Annotated in this window: 20 protein-coding genes and 1 tRNA gene; 12 read left to right on the forward strand and 9 right to left on the reverse strand. The window is 32.4% G+C overall.

All coding sequences use genetic code 11. The features are described 5' to 3' along the window. The first annotated feature begins 32 nt into the window (after window positions 1-32). Window positions 33-1,055 carry an SDR family NAD(P)-dependent oxidoreductase gene (locus tag EW15_RS03480; protein WP_038651985.1) on the forward strand — a complete coding sequence of 341 codons (1,023 nt, stop codon included), beginning with the start codon at window positions 33-35 and terminating at the stop codon, window positions 1,053-1,055. Between the two features lie 7 nt (window positions 1,056-1,062). On the opposite strand, the gene EW15_RS03485 is transcribed toward EW15_RS03480, so the two are convergent. Together EW15_RS03485 and EW15_RS03490 are read right to left on the reverse strand one after the other, a co-directional pair. After that, complete coding sequence (locus EW15_RS03485; protein WP_038651987.1) at window positions 1,063-2,079, reverse strand: mechanosensitive ion channel family protein; 1,017 nt, start codon at window positions 2,077-2,079, stop codon at window positions 1,063-1,065. A gap of 61 nt (window positions 2,080-2,140) precedes the next feature. Then, entirely contained in the window at window positions 2,141-2,752 is a 612-nt protein-coding gene (locus EW15_RS03490; protein ID WP_038651989.1) for an isochorismatase family protein, read from the reverse strand. A 214-nt stretch (window positions 2,753-2,966) separates the two neighbouring features. Here EW15_RS03490 and EW15_RS03495 point away from each other — a divergent pair, with 214 nt between their 5' ends. After that, the gene (locus tag EW15_RS03495; RefSeq protein WP_369793873.1) at window positions 2,967-3,353 is read left to right on the forward strand and encodes a Fur family transcriptional regulator; all 387 of its coding nucleotides are present in this window, start codon (window positions 2,967-2,969) and stop codon (window positions 3,351-3,353) included. A gap of 6 nt (window positions 3,354-3,359) precedes the next feature. On the opposite strand, the gene arsS is transcribed toward EW15_RS03495, so the two are convergent. Together arsS and stpA are read right to left on the reverse strand one after the other, a co-directional pair. Next, on the reverse strand, window positions 3,360-4,304 hold the full coding sequence (gene arsS, locus EW15_RS03500) for an arsenosugar biosynthesis radical SAM (seleno)protein ArsS (RefSeq protein ID WP_038651991.1): 945 nt from the start codon (window positions 4,302-4,304) through the stop codon (window positions 3,360-3,362). An 87-nt stretch (window positions 4,305-4,391) separates the two neighbouring features. Continuing rightward, window positions 4,392-5,591 carry a glucosylglycerol 3-phosphatase gene (gene stpA, locus EW15_RS03505; RefSeq protein ID WP_038651995.1) on the reverse strand — a complete coding sequence of 400 codons (1,200 nt, stop codon included), beginning with the start codon at window positions 5,589-5,591 and terminating at the stop codon, window positions 4,392-4,394. A gap of 163 nt (window positions 5,592-5,754) precedes the next feature. Between stpA and EW15_RS03510 the strand changes: the two genes are divergently transcribed. The 5 genes from EW15_RS03510 (at window position 5,755) to EW15_RS03530 (ending at window position 11,514) form a co-directional block, all read left to right on the forward strand. Beyond that, window positions 5,755-7,296: a hypothetical protein gene (locus tag EW15_RS03510; protein WP_038651997.1), complete on the forward strand. Its 1,542-nt coding sequence runs from the start codon at window positions 5,755-5,757 to the stop codon at window positions 7,294-7,296. Between the two features lie 199 nt (window positions 7,297-7,495). Continuing rightward, window positions 7,496-8,470: an aminoglycoside phosphotransferase family protein gene (locus EW15_RS03515; protein WP_225866598.1), complete on the forward strand. Its 975-nt coding sequence runs from the start codon at window positions 7,496-7,498 to the stop codon at window positions 8,468-8,470. A gap of 54 nt (window positions 8,471-8,524) precedes the next feature. Next, a complete protein-coding gene (locus EW15_RS03520) occupies window positions 8,525-9,220 on the forward strand; it encodes a hypothetical protein (protein WP_038652000.1) in 696 nt (231 codons plus the stop codon). A 52-nt stretch (window positions 9,221-9,272) separates the two neighbouring features. Beyond that, window positions 9,273-10,598 (forward strand): O-acetylhomoserine aminocarboxypropyltransferase/cysteine synthase family protein, encoded by a 1,326-nt coding sequence (locus EW15_RS03525; RefSeq protein ID WP_156095786.1) that lies wholly within the window; start codon window positions 9,273-9,275, stop codon window positions 10,596-10,598. 22 nt (window positions 10,599-10,620) lie between these two features. Beyond that, window positions 10,621-11,514: a homoserine O-succinyltransferase gene (locus EW15_RS03530; RefSeq protein ID WP_038652004.1), complete on the forward strand. Its 894-nt coding sequence runs from the start codon at window positions 10,621-10,623 to the stop codon at window positions 11,512-11,514. Between the two features lie 44 nt (window positions 11,515-11,558). Here the strand turns inward: EW15_RS03530 and EW15_RS03535 are convergent, their stop codons facing one another. Continuing rightward, entirely contained in the window at window positions 11,559-12,743 is a 1,185-nt protein-coding gene (locus EW15_RS03535; RefSeq protein ID WP_052041164.1) for an FAD-binding protein, read from the reverse strand. Window positions 12,744-12,923: 180 nt separating this feature from the next. Between EW15_RS03535 and EW15_RS03540 the strand changes: the two genes are divergently transcribed. Beyond that, window positions 12,924-13,946 carry a sirohydrochlorin chelatase gene (locus EW15_RS03540; protein WP_038652008.1) on the forward strand — a complete coding sequence of 341 codons (1,023 nt, stop codon included), beginning with the start codon at window positions 12,924-12,926 and terminating at the stop codon, window positions 13,944-13,946. A gap of 377 nt (window positions 13,947-14,323) precedes the next feature. Further along, window positions 14,324-14,593, forward strand: a complete 270-nt coding sequence (locus tag EW15_RS03545; protein ID WP_038652009.1) for a DUF2811 domain-containing protein — start codon at window positions 14,324-14,326, stop codon at window positions 14,591-14,593. On the opposite strand, the gene EW15_RS03550 is transcribed toward EW15_RS03545, so the two are convergent. Beyond that, window positions 14,583-16,229: a GMC oxidoreductase gene (locus EW15_RS03550; RefSeq protein WP_038652010.1), complete on the reverse strand. Its 1,647-nt coding sequence runs from the start codon at window positions 16,227-16,229 to the stop codon at window positions 14,583-14,585. The genes EW15_RS03545 and EW15_RS03550 overlap by 11 nt on opposite strands. Before the next feature lie 382 nt (window positions 16,230-16,611). Here EW15_RS03550 and EW15_RS03555 point away from each other — a divergent pair, with 382 nt between their 5' ends. Together EW15_RS03555 and EW15_RS03560 are read left to right on the forward strand one after the other, a co-directional pair. Continuing rightward, entirely contained in the window at window positions 16,612-17,082 is a 471-nt protein-coding gene (locus EW15_RS03555; RefSeq protein ID WP_038652011.1) for a pentapeptide repeat-containing protein, read from the forward strand. A gap of 8 nt (window positions 17,083-17,090) precedes the next feature. Further along, window positions 17,091-19,187 (forward strand): glycosyltransferase family 39 protein, encoded by a 2,097-nt coding sequence (locus tag EW15_RS03560; protein WP_038652012.1) that lies wholly within the window; start codon window positions 17,091-17,093, stop codon window positions 19,185-19,187. A gap of 37 nt (window positions 19,188-19,224) precedes the next feature. Here EW15_RS03560 and EW15_RS11025 read toward each other — a convergent pair whose 3' ends face one another. Both EW15_RS11025 and EW15_RS03565 read right to left on the reverse strand, forming a co-directional pair. Next, the gene (locus tag EW15_RS11025; protein ID WP_011295219.1) at window positions 19,225-19,395 is read right to left on the reverse strand and encodes a hypothetical protein; all 171 of its coding nucleotides are present in this window, start codon (window positions 19,393-19,395) and stop codon (window positions 19,225-19,227) included. A 329-nt stretch (window positions 19,396-19,724) separates the two neighbouring features. Beyond that, window positions 19,725-19,811 (reverse strand) — tRNA-Ser (locus EW15_RS03565). Window positions 19,812-20,009: 198 nt separating this feature from the next. Here EW15_RS03565 and EW15_RS03570 point away from each other — a divergent pair. Then, window positions 20,010-20,204: a hypothetical protein gene (locus EW15_RS03570; RefSeq protein ID WP_038652013.1), complete on the forward strand. Its 195-nt coding sequence runs from the start codon at window positions 20,010-20,012 to the stop codon at window positions 20,202-20,204. 50 nt (window positions 20,205-20,254) lie between these two features. Here EW15_RS03570 and EW15_RS03575 read toward each other — a convergent pair whose 3' ends face one another. After that, complete coding sequence (locus tag EW15_RS03575; protein WP_225866599.1) at window positions 20,255-20,578, reverse strand: RNA recognition motif-containing protein; 324 nt, start codon at window positions 20,576-20,578, stop codon at window positions 20,255-20,257. Window positions 20,579-20,616: the final 38 nt, after the last annotated feature.

Raw genomic sequence — 20,616 nt, forward strand, 5'->3', positions numbered from 1 at the left:
CCAAAATCATTTAATAGTAAAACTAAACATTTATGAAAGAAAATTCAAATATTTTCAAAAAAGATAAACCTTTAACTATTTTTATAACAGGCGGTTCATCGGGTATTGGTTTTCAAGCAGTTATAAAATTAATTTCCCTTGGTAATAATATAATCTTACCTTGTAAAAATATAACTCGAGCGAATGAAGTATTGACTAATTTATTTAATTATTCGTTAGATAAATCATCTAAGAAAGGCGAGATTTATACTCCAATAATGGATCTTTCTGATTTGAATAGTATTGATTCCTTATGTTCTGAGGTTAAAAATAGACGTTGGAATATTGATGTATTAATTTTTAATGCGGGTCTTCAATATACTGGATCAAAAACACCTAGAAGGTCCACTCAGGGAATAGAATTAACTTTTGCTGTTAATCATTTATCACATTTTTATCTGACACAAAAGATTTTACCTTTGATAGATATAAGCAATGATACTAAAATAATTATTACTTCTTCAGAAGTTCATAATCCTAGCAGTGGTGGAGGTAAGGTAGGAGCCAAGGCAAGCTTAGGAAACTTAAAAGGATTGGAATCTAGTGTTGGTTTTGAAATGATTGATGGAAATAAATTTAATGCTGATAAAGCATATAAAGATAGTAAATTATGTAATATTCTTTTTGCAAGAAAGTTAAGTGAATATTTTATGAGCAAGAAATTGTTAATTCCAGTTATTGCTTGGGCTCCAGGCTTAGTTATCTCTAGAGATAATCAAGGATTTTTTAGGTACAGTAGAAAATATAATCAATTAGGACAAATATTATTTTCTTTTTTAGCTAGAGATATTTTAAGAATAACCACATCAAATAAAGATGCAGGTTTACTTCTAACTAATCTAGCTTGTTTATGTAAATATAGAGAACCTGGTTTCAATTATTATAGTAATAGAATTATTTCATCAGGAAAATTTACTTTTGAACAAACTGAAATCAGTAATGATGCCCAAAGAAGAGATTTATCAGATAAGTTATGGGAGCTATCTCAATCCCTAATAGATAAGATACTTAAATAAATATCTCTTATTTATTTACATGAATTGTTTGGGTTGGATAAGCAAAATTAATATTCTCATTTTGGAATTTCTTCATAATCTCTAGATTAATTTCTTGCTGAGCTGACATTGCTAGAAGATAATCACTTGTAGGAATGTAATAGACAAGTTCAAAATCAAGACTGCTATTTGCGAATTCGATAAAATGACATCGGTCGAAGATCGCATTTTCAGTTTTATCAACAATATTTTTTATCAGCATAGGTATGCTTTTCGTTTGTTCGTATGTAGTTTCATAAACCACACCTAATTTATGAACGAGTCTTCTTTTTTTCATCTCAGCATAATTTGATATTACTCCATTTGTGAGTCGGCTATTGCTCATTACTATTGCTTCGCCGTTAATACTTCTTAGGCGTGTTGATCTAACGCCTACTCTCTCAACTTTTGCCCAGATCCCATCAATATGAATAAACTGTCCACTTTGAAATGGTTTGTCTAGGAGGATCGTTATGTATTCGAAGAACTCTTGAACTGGTTCCTTTAAAGCCAGTCCAGCTCCTATACCTCCTGCACTTAAAAGAGCCCAAATGGCAGCCATTTGGACACCCATATTTTGAAGATAAAAAATAACTCCTAGACTCCAAACAGATGCTCCAACCATTGGACTAAGTGAACGAATCATTTCACTAATAGATTGATCATTTATTTTGCTTGCCCATCTTTGTATTATTTTTAAAAATACTCTATTTACAAATCTGACAATATAAATAAGGCATAGAAACTTACTAATACCAATTAATGTCTTATCTACTATTCCACCAATTAGTAAGACTTTCCATGCAACTATGAAACTTAAGATAAACCCTAAGGGTTTAATAGTCTCAAGTAGAAGAGTCGCTATATAGTCATCAGTTTTGCTTTGTGTCGCAGAGGTTATTTTCCTTAAAATCTTTTTTAAGATTTTTGGACTCACCAAGGAAATAATGCAACCTATGCTAAAGGTAAGTAATGAAATAATTATGTTTTTATAAAAATCGTCCATGATCTCTGTTTACTTTTCTTCAGACTGCCTGAAAAAAATGATTTGTCTATATATTTTCTAATTATTTAATTTCAAATGAATTCTTTAAAATTTTACTAACCTCCCTAAATTCTTTTCTATTAGAGGTCTTACATAATTGACATATTAGACTTTCAGTCGTAGACGCAACTGCACCGGATAATATAAGCCTTAGAAAAGCAGTATCATTATCCATTTCATTCCTACTGCCAATAGCATCTCTTGGAATTAGAATGTTGAACCCTTTTTGTAAAAGATCAATCGATGTCTGAAGAACACATATATGACTCTCAATACCACTAACTATTATATTTTTAAAATTATAATCATTTATATAATTTATAAAGTTCTTATTCTTAATACAACTGAATTCCATTTTTTCAAATTTAGGATATTCATTATTTTCTGTAATTGATTCTATAGTCTTCCCAAGTTTCAATGGATTTTGTTCCGTAATAGCGATTCGAACATTAAGCAAATTGCATGTATCAATAAGCTTTTTAATATTAAATATTAATAATTGATTGTCTTTTATATTTTTTATGAGCTTTTGTTGAACATCTACTATAAGTAGTAATGTTTCATTCTCTACTAATATATTATTATTATTATTCACATTGATTGGGGTTCGATTTTTTTTTAAAAATTTATCCATTTTAGAAATTCTTTTTGTTTATTTAAATATAAATCATCTAATAAATCTAGACATAATTTTTATCGAGAGCAATCCGGATAATCCTTTCCATTGTTGCGGGTTTTTCTCATTACGCTATACTATTGAGAAAGAATAGCTGTGATTGATTTCTCCCCCTTCCTATCGTAGTCATCCTTCTCCTTTTGAATCTGGCCTTCGTTCAGATGGTAAAAGAATGACCCCTCAAAGGCAAAAGGTTCTTTCTTTGTTTGAGGAGATTGGCTCTGGAATCCATCTCAGTGCGGAGGAGGTGCATTCCAAATTGACAATTTCTGGGGAGAAGGTTTCTCTTGCGACTATTTATAGAACTTTAAGACTCTTGGTCAAGATGACCTTCCTTAATGAACTTGATTTAAGTGAAGGAGGTAATAGATTCGAATTGCTTAGTCATGATCATCCAGATCATCATCATTTGATTTGTATTCGATGTGGTAGAACAGAAGAGTTTGAGAATAATAATGTTATTAATGCTGGTAAAGCAGCAGCTAAAAACTTTGGATTTAAATTATTGGAGTCATCGTTAAACGTAAGAGCATTATGTCCAAAGTGTTCTAACAAATAAACTTTTTTAAGTTAATTCTCCACCACAACTTGAACCAGCTCCAGCAGTACATCCAAAACAATGATTTCCTATTGAAATAGGATTATTCTTTAAAGAGACAAGTGGAATTAATAGATCATTCAAATGCTTAACGTTACCATCTCTCTTCATCCCAAGTTGTTGGTTGAAATCACAATCATATAAAAAACCTTTCCAATCAACACTCAGAGTTGTTCTACACATTACTGAATCAAGATTTGCTGGATTATGATTATCTTTAAGTAATTTATTATAATCTTCTAGTTTTCCAATTATCTTTAAATAGTTCTCATATCTATTAATTGGCATATTCGCTAAAACAAATAAATTCGAGAAAAAGATTCCATATCTTTCTTTTAGTTCGCGTCTATAAGTATCTTCTAGTTCTTTTTGGCATGGAGGAAGTTGTGGGCTGCTTGGATTATAGACTAGATTTAAAAGTAGACCTTTGTCTTTTATGCCGTAACCTAAATTGTTAAGATGCTTAAGAGCTAAGATACTTTTTTCAAAAACACCTTTTCCTCGTTGTTTGTCTACATTGCCCTCGAGATAACATGGAAGCGATGCAGTTATTTGTACTTTATTTGATGCTAAAAAACTAGCTAAACTTTCATAACCTGGCTCTCTGAGTATTGTTAAGTTACATCTGTCCATTACTTCAACATTAAGACTGCGTACTTCTATTACTAATTCTTTGAATTTAGGATGAAGCTCGGGGGCTCCTCCTGTAATATCTAGTAGCTTAATATTATTAGATTTTATAACTTTAGGTATAATCTTTATAATTTCATCGCTCATCATTTCGGTTCTGCTTGGACTAGAATCTACATGGCAATGACTGCAGGCCTGATTACATTTATATCCTATATTTATTTGCAAAGTATCAAGAAAGTCTCTTTTGATTTTTGGGAATTTATTTTTATTTATCTCCATAGAGATCTATATATAGAAAGCTTCATTTGCCATTATAGTTAAAATATTTATTTAAGTGCAAATTTTTATAAAGGTTTTACTAATAAGCTAAAAGTTAATAGCTAATTGTTTAAACCACTCTATATATTCTTTTGGACCATTATTAATAATCATATTGAATTTTAAATTATCATTAGGATCACTAACTCCTTTCATATCAGTTCCATTAATTCTTGGTCTTAATACCTGATCGTTGCAGCTGTTAACAAATACAACTTGATTATCTTTCTTATATGATTCTCCCAACCTTTGTATCAAAGTTAAGAAACCTCGATCACTTCCACCTCTTAACCAAGAGTTGTCTTTATTATCTTTAACCGAGGTTACTGTATCGCCAACACCTACTAGCAGTGGCATTTGATCAATAGGTATTTTTTCTCTGCATAGCTTTACTAATTGACTGTGTGTCTTTGGGGCATTTCTGACATTGAAGTTTTCACCGAAAGGATAAACGCCAGTTTTATTTTCTATGTATTTATTTAATAGAAATAAAAGACCTGCTTCTTTTATTGCTCCCTTGATAATGAACTGAATATCTGTTGTCCCAAATTCAGTTTGTGTTGCATATTTCATTATTTCTCTGCCATCTTTTATTCCTAGATTTGGCATCAAATGCAGATAAAAAGAATTATCTAAGCCAAAATCTTTAGAATCTTCTAGCAAATCATTCATTATTTTTTCCATAATTAATTGCAAATCTTTCACTTTTTGAAAATCATTTTTAACGCAACTAAAGATTTCATTAAAGTTTAAAGTGGGTGTGAAGCGTGTATCACATACAGCCACATCAATTAATTTATTTCTTTTCTCATTTGAAAGGTTTGGTAAATTTTTTTTTAATTCATTAGTTAACATTGATCTCATCATCTTTGGAACTTTTACTAAAAAGTTAATCTCATTATCTTTGAGCCCTGGATGGGACAAATTACTAAATCTATCTTGAAATTCAACTCCACATGCTGCAAGGCCAGGTAAGTAAAAGCCATTTTCTTTTGCAGTTGTTTTCGAATTAAGTGCCTTTTCTACTAAGCGATTAACGCCTCTTCTGCCTTCATGCTCCCCGCAGGTTAGAACTGCAAAATTATCTCTTAATCTTGAAACGTCCTTCACATATTCTTTGCTAATCTCTCTTTGCAGTGGGTCTTGTACTAGTGGAATACAAACGCCGTCAAGATCCTGAACTATTAGAATATTTTTCTCTTTTATTATAGTGTCAATAACTTCTTCTTTCGTCTTAAACATTTTCATAAAAGAAGCCTTTAAATATTATTTTACTCTAGTCCAAATGAATATACACGTTATTGATAGTTCTTGTTCTTAAATAATTATATAGATATATATTCAGTATGGTAAAAACTATTTTTAAAAGTTTCTAATTATTGTATATAATGTAATTGAATCAAAATAAACTGTGTTTGATAAGAATTTAAGTAATAGCTTTTTTGCTGAGCCTTATTCAAGTGAGCACATAGCCCTAAGAATTAGAGAGGTTTTGAATGGAAAAGTCGGATTTTACAGTGTCGGCTTATACCCTGCCTCTCTTGCCTACAACTGTGCGTTGCAAAATGAAGGCTTCAACATTCTTTTAGCCCCAAGAGATGGTAGAGAACTTTTTGGAGCTTTCTCGGATATTGATCTCTCTGAAATGGATAACGGGATAAAAAATAAAATTGAATCTATGGCAATTTCAAATGAAAATAAACCAGGCAGATATAATACTCTTAAGGATTTATTGATTAACTGTGAATTAGTTGTTTTGAGTTCAAATAGTAAGCACATAATAAATGACGTTGAGTTAGCATTCAAACTCAAAAAAGAGCTTAATAGAGATAATGTTTTAATTGCATGCTTGGTTGGATCATTTTGCCATGATCATGATTTGAACGAATCTTTTGTGTTGTGCGAAAAATTAAATAATCTAGCTTTCTTTTCAGGGTTTCATCGACACGGAGCTCTTCGAAATCCACTAGATAGTTTTACTGCTAATTTTTGTCATCCAGACGCTATGAATGCAATATTAGGTGCAAAATTATTAAATAAAATTTCACCAAATATACAAGTATCTGCAGGTATACATAACATTGAAGGTCAATACATAAAAGCTGCTAAAAATATATCTTCAATCTTAGCGGGTTTTGGTCATACTTTTCATAAGAATAATCCTGGATTACTACCAACTTTATTAACTCTATTATTAGATCAATGTCTAGATCAGGCTGCCTACGTTTCAATGAGTCGAACTGATAGGGAGGATTTATATTCTAAACAACCTTTTCCTATTACCGAACTTGGATATGGCGTCCAACGCATAGAGGCTTCCTATATTAAGGATGGAGATTTTGTTCAGGTAAGAGATCATACCTTTACTCAGCTGACAGCTATGGTTGCGGATGTGAGAGGGAGCATGATGTTGCCTGTAAGTGGTAACCCAACTAGAAATTTTCAAGCTGGTCAAGTCCTAGCTGAGAATATGATTGAGTATAAAAGATGTCCAAAAGGTGTAGATGAATTTATAGAATGGTGCGAAAGATCTGGTCTTAAACGTGGAGCTTTAGAAGGTATAAATTCTTTGAATTATTGGCCAAATATTTTAAGAAAGTATTCTATACCATTGAATAATTCCTCAATGATTAATCTTTTATATATGTGTATATTTGGCCCTCTTGAGATAAAAAAATACATTTATAGTGTTATGTCATGTAGCCGTGAACTGGCTAATTATTGTCAAGAATCTGTAAAGTCTTTACAGAGTAAGAAAATATCTGAAGCACTAAATAGTTTCCATTTAAAAACTTCTATAGATTTTGTAATAAATTCACTAACTAATGAAGATGAATTGTTTTTTGAATTTAGTGAGATTGGCTTTGATAATCAACTAGGAGCTCAAAATAAGCCGGTTTATAGTAAAGTTATTGATTACATGGAAACTCATTTCTTAAAAACTAATCTATAAAATAAACCCTATGGATTTTGAGAAAATAAATTTCGTCACTTCCAATTTTTTTGATAATAGTATACTTTTAAATATTGATTCAATAGATTCTGGCCTTATAAATAAAACGTATATTATTGAACATTTAATTAATGGGAAAAAGTCTAAATTCGTTTTACAGTGTCTTAGTAATATATTTGAATCCTATGAGCAAGTTAATATGAATCATAAATTAATAACCGATCATATTAAAACTAAAATTAAAATAAACCATCTTAAATCTATCAATCAAAGATGGGAAGTTCCATGTTTAATTAAGTGTAATTCTAATAACCTTTTTGTATTTCCTTTTTGCTCAGATTTTTGGCGAGCTATGGAATATATAGATGAAAGTCTTAGCTTTGATATTTTAGAAGATAATAAAATGGCTTATCAAACTGGTCTTGGTCTTGCTAAGTTTCATGGAACATGCTCCGATATTGACCTTACAAAATTAGAAAATACTATTAAAGATTTTCATAATACAAAAAAATACATTGACCAATTTAATATTACGATTAAAGATTTTAACTTTATTAAATTAGACGATCAAATAAATAAAAGAGTTCAAAACTTAATTTATGGGTTGTCTAATCATATCTTATATATTAAATCTTTACTAGGATATTTAAAGAGAAAATCAATACAACTAAGTTTAATTCATGGTGATCCTAAGTTAAGTAATTTTCTTTTTGATATTCAATATAAATATGTTGTTTCTTTGATTGATCTAGATACTGTATCTTCTGGTTATTTACTTACTGATTTGGCTGATTGTATTCGATCTATTTGTAATATTGCTGGCGAGAATCCAGATAATATAAATAATGTATATTTTGATGTTAACTGTTGTAAGTATTTTCTCGAAGGTTATTTCTCATTTTCTAATGAGAATGGTGATGACTTCTTTGGACTCCTTCCCGAATTTATTTATTTGATAATTGTTGAGTTAATTATTCGATTCCTGAATGATTTTTTACAATCAAATAGGTATTTCAAAGTAAAATATCAAACACAAAATCTATATAGAGCAGAGGTTCAATATCAATTGCTTTCTAGTTTCATTACTCAAGTTCCTACTTTGTCAAACTCTCTTCATGGAATTGGGATTTCTTCAAACTCAAATTTTGTCTCAGATGTACAGAATATTGTTTAGGGTTTCACATAACCCAACTTATCACTAAAGTAAAAAAGATATTTATTTTTTCTTGTGGCAAAGGAATTAACCCATAGAGCCGATGAGCTTAAACAATTAGGTTGGAATCAGGAAGATTTGTACAAATATATTGAATTATGGGATTACAGACAAAGGTGGGGCTCTATAAATTTAGAGAGAGAAGATAGGTTTTTTCTAAGAAAAGCAGAATCTTTATTGCCTGAAATTTCTAAAAGCAAAGTTTCAGTTAAAAAACCTCTTAAAGAAAAGTCATATTATTGCTGGATTCAGTTTTTCCTAAATGAAATGAATGATTTTGAGTTAAGTGAAAATCTAGACGATGGCATGAGAGGGGTTTGGCCTATTTTTCTAGAAGAGGAACTTCGAGTAATTGATTATTTTGAACCAGTTTTAGGCTTGCCGGATACAATTAAGGCCAAATTAATCGGCCCAATTAGAGAGGACTTGGTCAAAACAGCTTTAGAAATCTATAAAGAATCAGTTGTTATAAAGCAATTTGATTTTCAAGGGGCTTTGGCTAATGCGAAATCCAGTGGCAAAAACTCTAGTTGGCGATCTCTCAGAGATGGTGATTTTGAGAGCAACCAAGACTATCAAATTATTGATAAAGAAAACGTTCTTGAATTCCGAAAGAAAGTCAATGAAAAGCTTTTATCATTTATAAAAGAAAATTTACCATCTCTAGCTGAGTCAGATAAATCTTTACCTCCTAATGATTGGATAAATTAATAGCCAATTCTTAACTTATGTGGCTAAAAAGAAAATAGAGATAATTAATTCTTTGACTTCCCAACGTTTTGAAACTCTTCAATTGCATGCAGGTCAAGTACCAGATCCTGTTACCAATTCTAGGGCGGTTCCTATTTATCAGACAAGTTCATATGTTTTTAACGATGTAGATCATGGAGCGAATTTATTTGGTTTGAAGGAATTTGGAAATATTTATACTCGCTTGATGAATCCTACAACGGATGTTTTCGAAAAAAGAATTGCAGCACTTGAAGGAGGAGTAGCTGCTTTAGCTACAGCATCAGGACAGTCTGCACAATTCATTGCGATTACAAACTTCCTTACTTCAGGAGACAGCTTTGTCTCAACATCGTTTTTGTATGGTGGTAGCTATAACCAATTCAAAGTTCAATTCCCACGATTAGGAATCAATGTCAAGTTTGCTGATGGTGATGATGCAGAGAGCTTTGAAGAACAAATTGATTCATCTACAAAAGCAATTTATGTAGAATCAATGGGGAATCCTAGGTTTAATATCCCTGATTTTGAGGGACTATCGAAATTAGCTAAATCGAAAAATATCCCTTTAATTGTTGATAACACTCTTGGTGCTGCTGGAGCTTTAATTCGTCCTATTGAACATGGAGCAGATGTGGTTGTTCAAAGTGCTACAAAATGGATAGGAGGACATGGAACTAGTCTTGGAGGTGTAATTGTTGATGCAGGAACTTTTGATTGGGGGAATGGGAAATATCCTTTAATGAGTCAACCCAGCGCGGCTTATCATGGCTTGGTTCATTGGGATGCCTTTGGATTTGGGAGTGATATTTGTGGAATGCTTGGAGTCCCTGCAGATCGAAATATTGCGTTTGCTTTAAGAGCTAGGCTAGAGGGCTTACGAGATTGGGGACCTGCAATTAGTCCATTTAATTCTTTTTTATTACTTCAAGGATTAGAAACTTTAAGTTTAAGAATAGAAAGACATTGCTCTAATGCTCTTTCATTGGCTAAGTGGTTAGATGATCATTCGAAAGTTGATAATGTTAGTTATCCAGGATTACGTTCGGATAAATACCATTCAAGAGCCTCTAATTATATGACCAATAGAGGAAAAGGTTCCATGTTGATTTTCTCTCTGAAAGGTGGCTTTGATGATGCTGTGAAGTTTATAAACTCTTTGAAACTTTCTAGTCATCTAGCAAATGTAGGTGATGCGAAAACATTAGTAATTCATCCTGCCTCAACAACTCATCAACAATTATCCCCAGAAGAACAGATTTCCGCAGGTGTTACTCCCACTATGGTTAGAGTGTCTGTTGGTATAGAACACATTGATGATATTTTAGAGGATTTCGAGCAGGCTCTAAACTTAATTTAATTTTTCAAGGAGGTATATAGATATGGCCTTAATACTTCCTCGCAGTTATCACAAAATTTCATCAATAGAAAAAAATCATATTTCATGGATTGAGCCTGAATTAGCAGAAAGACAGGATATTCGACCTCTTAGGATTGGGATATTAAATATTATGCCTTTGGGAAAACAATATGAATTTAATTTATTGCACCCTTTAGGACTTTCTCCTCTACAAATAGAACCTATATGGATAAGATTAAAATCCCATTCATATAAAACTTGGGATCTAGAGCATCTGAAAAACTTATATGTTCATTGGGAGGAGGCAATGTCTCCAACTCATCTTGATGGGTTGATTATTACTGGTGCACCTGTTGAGCATCTTCCTTTTGAAGAAGTTCATTATTGGAAGGAATTAGTAAATCTAATTGAGGAAGCAAAGATAAAATGTGCAAGTACCCTAGGATTGTGTTGGGCTGGTTTTGCAATGGCTTATCTGGCTGGAGTTGAGAAAAAAATTTTTAATAAAAAGCTTTTTGGTGTATATCCAATGAGAAGTCTTGTTCCTGGCCATTCTTTAATGGGAACACAAGATGATGAGTTTTTCTGTCCTCAAAGTAGGCATGCCGGTTTACCTGATATTGAGATGGAAAAAGCAGAACAAAAAGGCAAGCTAAGATTATTGGCTCATGGAGAAAAAGTAGGCTACACAATTTTTGAAACACCTGACCAGAGGCAATTAATACATTTAGGACATCCCGAATATAATGTAGATAGATTGAAATCTGAGATGAAAAGAGATAAGAAAAGAGGCGATGTACCTCCTCCAGAAAATTTTGATTTTACCAAATCAAATACTTCATGGCGATCGCATAGAAACTTATTATTTCAACAATGGTTGTGGTTCTGCTATCAACGTGTAAGCCTGAGTGTTTAACTTTTTTAGATTTACCAGGGATTATATTTTGTTGAAAGATTTGACTATTTTAATGGAGGCATTATATTCCTTGGATCATAAATTGTTTTGAGCTCTTGTAAATTTGGGAGCCAATTTTTGAATGCGGATGATAACTCTTTTTCATGCCATTCTAAATGTGGGTGTATTTGCGCAAGATGAACCCCAGGGCATATGAATTCTAGATTATTCCAACACTCTTTCATCCATCCAAGACTTCTTTTTCTCTCCGCTTGATCGTGGGCTTTCCAAGTACCGTTAATCCAAGGTTTCCAGATGGCATCACGATGAATAAATGAAGTGTCAAGATCATTTAAATGTGTTAAACCTCCTAATTGTTGAGAAGCTATATAACAACTTTTGTTCGGCCTTTTATCTATTAATTCTTTAAGGATTTTTAATACATGTTGATTTTTTCCTTGCCAAGCAGGGCCTAATAATCCAAGTACTTCAGAATGATTTAAATTATTATTATTATTATTATTATTATTATTTCCAAGGCTTAAATTAGGTAAAGATTTCATATTTTTGAATTTATTAATGATTCTATTTCGAGAGAAGGGTAATCTTTCTAATAATTTAATCAATACCGATTCATCATCACTATTTTTAATTTCACCAATTGCATGAGCAAAAATATCGTCTCCATATATCCATTGAAAGCTAAGAGAATTAGGCCAACTTTCGGCTTGATTAATACATTCAGCTAGCTGAGCAAATGAAAGATTAGCTGTCCAACTTAATAGTGGTCTTAATGGCTGAGTCTTTAACTTTACTTGTGTGATTATGCCAAGAAATATAGCTGCTCCGCAAAGGGCTTTCCATTCATAAGTCATTTCTTTTTTCGTATTTGGTCGTAATAAATGAAACTCTTTTCCATTTCCCCAAAAACCTTTAATTTCTAAGATTTGATCAATTGCTAATCCTTTGCTCCTACTGAGTGGACTTATTCCACCGGTCAAAATATATCCCAATCCTGTATTTCCAGATAACCCAATTGGAAAACTTCTTTTATGATTTTCTAAAAAAGAGCATAACTTTCCCATCGTTACCCCGCCTTCAATTTCTACATGCTTTTTGTCTAAATCGAAAAATATATTTTGGTAGTTTTTTCTTAGGTCTAAAATCCAATGTTTATCTGCGGCGGCTCTACTTGTGGTTCCTCCACTCGAGACTAAAAATGGACAGGAAGTTTTTTGGGATGATCTCAATGATTGGAATAATTCAGAGTTTACAGTTTCAAAAACCCCAAGGACATCACTATCATTGGAATTCTGATTTTGTAGTGATATGGAATTTCTAATAATCGGCTCCTTTTTCTATAATGAATTTCTTAAGTTGGTATTTTATAAAACTATATTCAATTAAAGTATATTATTGGCCAAAATATTTTGATTCCCTCTGCATCAATTGACTATAAATATCCAACTAATATTGGGATTTTGTTGTGCGGACATGGCAGTAGAGATCCGCAAGCAGTAAAGGAGTTTATAAGTGTAGTCAAAAAAATAAAATCTAGAATACCTGATATCCCAGTTGAATTTGGTTTCCTAGAATTTAATCGACCAATAATTAGTGAGGCACTAGATCAGCTTAGAAAATTGGGCGTTGAGAGAGTAATTGCTCTCCCAGCTATGTTATTTGCGGCGGGTCATACTAAAAATGATATTCCTGCGGTTTTGAATAAATACTCCGCTAATAATGGACTTCAAATTCAATATGGCAGGGAGCTTGGTTTGAATTCGTTGATGATTGGAGCTGCAGGAGCAAGACTCAAAGAAATTATTGATAGTAATCCAATACTTCCCCTTTCTGAAACATTACTTGTCGTAGCAGGGAGAGGGTCGTCCGATCCAGATGCTAATTCAAATGTTTGTAAGATTACAAGGATGCTTGTTGAGGGATTTGGTTTTGGATGGGGAGAAACTGTTTTTTCAGGAGTAACATTTCCTCTCGTTGATCCTGGGCTGAGACATGCTCTCAAATTGGGTTTTAAAAGAGTAATTCTCTTACCTTATTTTCTTTTTTCTGGAGTCTTAGTAAGTCGCGTTAGAGAACACTCTATGAGAGTTGCAAATGATAATCCTGATGTGAAGTTTCTACACGCAAGATACTTGTCAGACCAAGATTTAGTAATTGATACTTTTATGGAAAGAATTCAAGAAGTTTTTGATGGAGAGAATTTTATGAACTGTGCTTTATGTAAATATCGTTCTAATTTATTGGGTTTTGAAAGTGAGGTTGGATATGAACAGATTAGTCATCATGATCATGTTGAGGGTTGTCTAGACAATCGCTCAGAAAACAAGGAGTATCATCACGCGCATGAACATTTTCCTTATCCACATGCAAAGCACCCTTTAGGACCTGTCACGCTTCCCTCTTTAAATAAAAGCCAAATCTTAAAAAAATAGGTTTAAATTAGAGAATCATTTGTCTCTTTCTTGCTTGCGACGCAGGGGACTCGACATTTATACATTTTTTTAATGTTTAGTTTCAGCTCTTTTCCCCAAGTGGTTTCCACAGCTAGTAAAGAGTTTTCCACTACAAAAGACTAAAACCCTAGTTTTCGTGATGAACTTGTGGGATTCAATAGATATTTTAATAGTAATTTACACTTAGACACTTTATGTGAATAAAAATAATTTATTCCAGATGATCCTTCGAGAAGTGCTGATATAAGATGAGTCTACATCTGTCTCTGATTTACAGTTCAGCTTTTCTTTACCTTTGACGTTTTTTAGAAAATTTAAGATCCTTAATTCATGTGTTTTAGCTTTTAAGAAAAGAGATGGAGTTTAATCAAATTGAAGCTCGTATTGATGAGATGAAAACTGATGAGGTTGGATATTGTGAAAACGACTTGGACCTTATGTCTATAAGCCTTGAAGCTGAGGTGCCTGAAGCTCTTTATGTAGGTATGAAGGATTTTATATATGGAAATGAGAATTGGGATCAATCCAAGCTTATTAGCTCAGCCATAGCAAATTTTCTTTTTCAAAATGGTTCTGAGGATAGGGCTGTTACTGAAAAATACTTAAATGATATTTTTAACCTTTAAAGTCTTTAATTGCCTTTTCGCAAGCTCTCTTAGTTATTGCCATCATTGTTAATGTTGGGCTCTGCCAAGATGAAGTAGGCCAGCAAGCTCCATCAACTACCAATACATTGTTGCATTCCCATAGACGATTCCAGTTGTCTAAAACACTTTTTTCCTTGTCATTTCCCATTGGTGCTCCTCCTACCTCATGTATGTAGTAACCAGGGGGCGGAGCATCGCTTTTAATAGCAACTGATTTACTTAATATTTGTTTGGCAAATGGAATGGTGAGGATCTCATTCACTGGAGTAATCTTGCCATTTCCAGAATTGATAATAAGTTCAATCATTCTGTTCATTTCTGAAACCATTCGTTGCTCATTTTTACGCCAAACTATTGATATGTGTGGTATCGAAATACCATATAAATCTTTGCTATTTGACAGCGAAACAGTGTTTTTTTTATTTGGGAGTACTTCTCCGTGACCAATAAGAAATCCGGTTTTTGTATTTTTATATTTTTTTAAAATCTCTGGTGGTTCAAATCTATCTATTCCTCCCCAAATGCCATATCCACCGATAAAGTTTTTTTTAGTTGAGCGGTCTCTACCGATTGGAATAAAGAAGCTACCAGCTCCTGTTAAAAGATGATTATTATTATGTTCATCTGAATGATCAGTGAAATTCTTATCGATTGGGACAGTGAAAAACCTACAGGTTGATATATGATCCATTAAATTCATTCCTAATGAATTAGAGGGGTCAATTAGACCATTTGAATTATTACTTTCTTCGGAACTTAATAGAATTCTAATTGTTTGGATTGTTGATGAACATAATATTATTAATTTACTTTCTAATTCACTTCTCTCTCCATTTTCTTGATTTACTACAATGACACTTTTTGCAGACTTTCTATCCTTGTTTAATACTAATTTATCTACAATATGATTTGAAAGTATTTCTATTTTACCTAGCCTAGTTGCTTCTTTTAATGTACTTCCTAAGCTACTATATCTGGGCCATTTTGTTTTATCTTTATTTGCTCCAAAGCCTCTGGAATGTATAAAGGGAAGATTTAAACTTTCTTTTATACTGGAGGCGAATCTTGATTCACTCTCTGTGAATGGAAGTTTGCCTATATATTCACCATTAGGTAGTTGATTAAGATCGTCTTTGTTGCCATATACTTTAAGAAAACTCTCAATTTCTGAATAATGTGACTCAAGATCTTTATAACTAATAGGCCATTCAAGATTGTATTCTTTTTCTTTTGAGGCTTCAAAATCTTCGTCAGATAATCTTAAGGTTATCCCTCCCCAAGTAAGGCTTCTTCCACCAACTTGATTGCCTTGCGTCCACATGAATGGAGCTTTTGGTGGGTGGGTGTAAGGATTTGCTTTTTTGCTTGCGTACAGCAAGGGATTTGATTTCCAGAACCCGGGATGTTGAGGTTGATTTTGGTAATTTCCAGTTGTTACCCCTATAAGTCTCCGAATCATATTGCAAGGTTCTGTTCCGTTTGACTGTTTGATCTCTAGTTCAGGACCTCTTTCAATTACAAGTACTCTTACTCCAGCTTTAGCCATTGTTAAGGCTGCCATCCCTCCGGTTGCACCTGAACCGACAATTATGACTTCGTATGGCTTTTTAATCATTTTTTGAAACTTGTATATTTTAAATTTGGTGGATTTAGGGAATTATTTTTTGATAATATAAAATATATATTAAATCATAGGGTTAGTTATTAGACCGGTGGGAAATTTGATTAATTTTTATGTTTTCACTTTCTTTAATAAACCATTAGCATGGAATATATTTTATTAGATGATTCTTGAATCATTTAATGTAATCATTAAGATCTATATATTGATCTTATGATTTGGACTTTAATTAATAATTCTTTTGATTAATTTTTATGGTTTAGTAGAGATTTATAGTATTAGTCCTTTATTTCTAATATATATATAATCAAATATTTATCTGTTAGTCAGACCCTTTTTGACTTAAAATATAATGATTAGTAGCCATTAGTAAGTTATGTTTAAACGTCTTCTTTTTTTTGTAAGCTCCGTTTTGTTTTTCTTTTATCCTCTGCCAGCTTATTCAGCTTTAGACTATGGAAAGCAATCTTTGATAGGTGCTGATTTCTCCAACATCGATTTGAAAGGTGCGACTTTCTATTTAAGTGATCTCCAAGATTCAGATTTTTCAGGTAGTGATCTTCAAGGAGCAAGTTTTTTTGACGCAAAGCTTGAAAACGCTAATTTAAGTAATACAAATATGAGAGATGTAACAATGGATGCAGCTATACTTAATGGCGCAAATCTTTCCAATAGCATATTAGAAGGTGCTTTTGCTTATAATGCTAAATTTGAAAACGTTATTATTGTAGGTGCCGATTTTACTGATGTATTGATCGCAAATGATGTTAGAAATAAACTATGTCTTATCGCAGATGGGATAAACAGTGTTACTAATAAAAAAACAAGTGAAACATTGGACTGTTAGTAGCCAATATGTTTATTAAGAAAAATATTAATCACTCTAAATATATTTTTTGGATTTCAATACTATTTATATGGATTCTTTCCACCATAATAGATCGGATTTGGTGGAATTTTTATAGCAATACTCCGTCATGGGATCAGGCTGATTATCTCAATAGTGCCCTTGACCATGCCAGAGAACTCTCTTTTTTGCGAGAAGATGGAGGTTCAGACTTTAGTTCTTTGCTAGATAAATCTCCAAAGATTCCTCCTTTGGCCTCAATAATCAATGGAGCCGTAATTGCCTTCGCTGGTGATTCTCCTCATCAAGCTGCCTGGTCCTTAAGTTTTTGGAATGGATTTTTGCTATTTAATATGGCCTCATGGGGACTTTATTTAAGAGGAAAATTTTTTGGGCTTTTTTGTGTTGTTATCAGTGCATGTTCTCCTTTCTTATTTCATCTAAGAACTGATTATGTATTGGAGTTGCCCTTAATCTCCGCCATTACATTTTATTTGTTTCATCTAGGAAGGTGGAGTGATAAATCAATTGGAGGTAAATGGATTCAATTGACAATTGCTACTTTTGCATGCTCAATTTCATTGTTGATTAAGCAGAGTTCTTTGTTGGTGATAATACCTTCTTTATTATTTATTTTTATAATTTCTTTTAAAAGAGATATTAAATTTCGATTGCAATTTTTATGCTTAGTTCTTCTCAATATTTTAGCAATTTTACCTTGGTTTTATCATAATTGGATAATGACATTAAGTGGAACTTACCGAGCTGTTTTTGAATCAGCGGCGATAGAAGGTGATCCTTCTATTCTGGGTTTCAAAAGTATTTTCTGGTACTTTCCTTATTTAGATAATCAATTTGGAAGTATAATATTCTTTTTTGGGTTTTCAGGAATATTATTTGCCTTCTTAACATATATAAGATCTTTTAGAGCTAATGCAAGATTAGGTGATATTTTTAATAAGAATAATTATAAATGGACATGGATTTATATTAATTTAATAACATGCTGGACCTTTACAACTTTCATTCCTAATAAGGATGAAAGATATATAGCATGTACAATCCCGTTAATTATCTTACTTTTAGCCCTTGGATTTACTAAGTGGAGTGACTGGCTAGATACTTATTTTAAATTCAACCCTTATGGTTTATTCCTGATTCCTTTTTTAAGTTTTTTGTTTTCCAATTCTATTAGCAAATTTAACACCTTACAAAATATTTCAAGTAAATATTATCCTGTTAAAGATATTATATCTACAGTTAGATCTGATCAGACTTTCGATAAAAAAGAAACAGTTATTGTCGTTCCCAGTACTCCTGATATTAATCAGCATAATGTAAGCTATTTTGGAAGAATGCAAGGTGGGAATATTTTAGGCAGACAACTTGGGCAATCTCTTTTGCATATAGAGCCTGTTCTTAAATATTCTAATTGGATTATCTTGGCTGAGGGAGATCAAGGCTCAGTTTCAAGTAATTCACTAGCTCTGGATGAAGCAGTTAGAGATAGTTCTCTTTTCACACAAGTTAGAAAATTCTCTAGAGAAAAAGAAGGAAGCTACACTCTATGGAAGCGAAGTTCAAGTTCAATTAAGCAAAATGAATTTCATAATAGATTTATTGAACTAGCCAAGGGTATGGAGCAAGGTCCATTAGGCATTAAATTGATTTTTGATGAAATAGAAATAGAACATATGCTTGATGGGCATTTTCAATATCAAAGTATTGTTAGAGATAAGGCATTATCAAAAATAAGTTCAGACCCCGAAAATGTTGAATCTTTATGGTCCTTATCACTTCTTAAAATATTATCGAATAGACCTTCTGAAGCAGATATTTATTTAAGAAATTTAGAAATTTTGTTGCCAAATAATCCTTGGCCAAGTGCTTATAGAACTATAGTTAACCTTGCCTCTTGGAATCCTTGGAAGGCATCCTTAATAGCCGATAGAGCTCATAAAAGAAATCCAAATTACTTTCTAAAAAGTTTGGGTGATACAAGTGCACTTTTTAGAGGAGCCTTTTGGAGATTAAAGTCTGCATTAAATAGTGTTCCGAATGCAATAAAAAGTGTTGATGAAGCTCTAAAACAAATAGAAAAATAGAAGTTTAAGGCAATATTTCAATTTCGACCTGCACGAATCAGAGTTGGTCTCTTTCAAATGTTTTTGTTATCTCTTTTAGAAATTCAACTATTTGGATATTTGTATACCCAAGTTCAGTCCTAAGCCCTTTGCATGAAGAAGTGATCTCTTTCCAAATATCAGCTCTTACAATTGCTTCTCTGTCTTTTAGGTAACGCTCTTCTTTCATTTTGAATTAATTATGTAAGGTATGGGTTCCTGAGCTTTTAAGAAAAGCAATCCAGTAAATCTCAAACTTTTACTAGGTTGCTTTGATTGATATCAGATCAGTATCTTAAAAATCTTTAAAACCAAAGTCATACCATAACGAAAAAATAAAAGAATCATGAGAATTATGGCGTTCTTGTAGGTATTAAATATTTGATTTACTTATCTTAGTAGCCCAAAAAATAAATCATTTTTAATATTCTTTGATAAATCTATGAAATATTTTGGCTTATTTATTATATAGCAGGGGCAATAGTATTGTTAAATGTCTCCAGACTCCCCGATATAGAACGGAGAGTGGGGGATTCGAACCCCCGATGGAGTTGCCCCCATGCTAGTTTTCAAGACTAGAGCCATAAACCACTCGACCAACTCTCCACTTTTGATTTTACCTTATTAACTTCAGAAATCTTAAAAAAATTGCTCAAACGAGAATTTCATCACTTTTTCTTTAGTTCAGTTTCAAATGGGATGCTTTTAAGCCTTTAAAAATTTCAGAACCTATAGATTCTCTGTATGCATAAATGTCAATGAGATTATTTGTGCAATAATTCCATGGATTGATAAATCACATTCATGGCAAGCAACAAGAGCCCACAATCTCGTTTCCTTGGAGACCTTCCAATGGAGGGTGGTATTAGTCAAAAAGAGAAATACCGTTATGTCGCTCACTTGATGTTCTTTATTGGATGTGCACTGTTTTCCTTTGGTATTTGGGCTCTCTCCGGCTTTACAGCTTCAAGCGGAGCAACAGGACCATTTCCTTTCTAAATTGAAAGGGATATAAAAATCGGTTTGGATTAGTAGGTCTAAATAAAATATTATTGAACCAACAACTTATTTATAGTGTTTTCTCTATCTTCAATAAGCGTTAGGAGCCATTTTGATCCTAATGCTCTAGAGATACTTCTGTTTTTTATTAGTTCACAAATTCTTTTATAAAGTTTGTCTGATTCAATATTGGTATTGAACCATTTCTCGAATTTGAGAATTTCATCTGGGTTTTTACAAGCTCGCAGTTGATCAATTAGTGCATCATTAGTACTTGCGCCACTTATCTTTAATGGTTTATTTGTCGTGGTCATTGAAATTTCAGGGAAGACAATACCTATTGAATAATTAGCCAAATTTTCTAATTTGGACAATTAACTTAAGATTTCTTTGAAAAATAAACTTTTTTATT

Origin of the sequence: Prochlorococcus sp. MIT 0801 (genome assembly GCF_000757865.1) — a bacterium.
Lineage (GTDB): Bacteria > Cyanobacteriota > Cyanobacteriia > PCC-6307 > Cyanobiaceae > Prochlorococcus_B.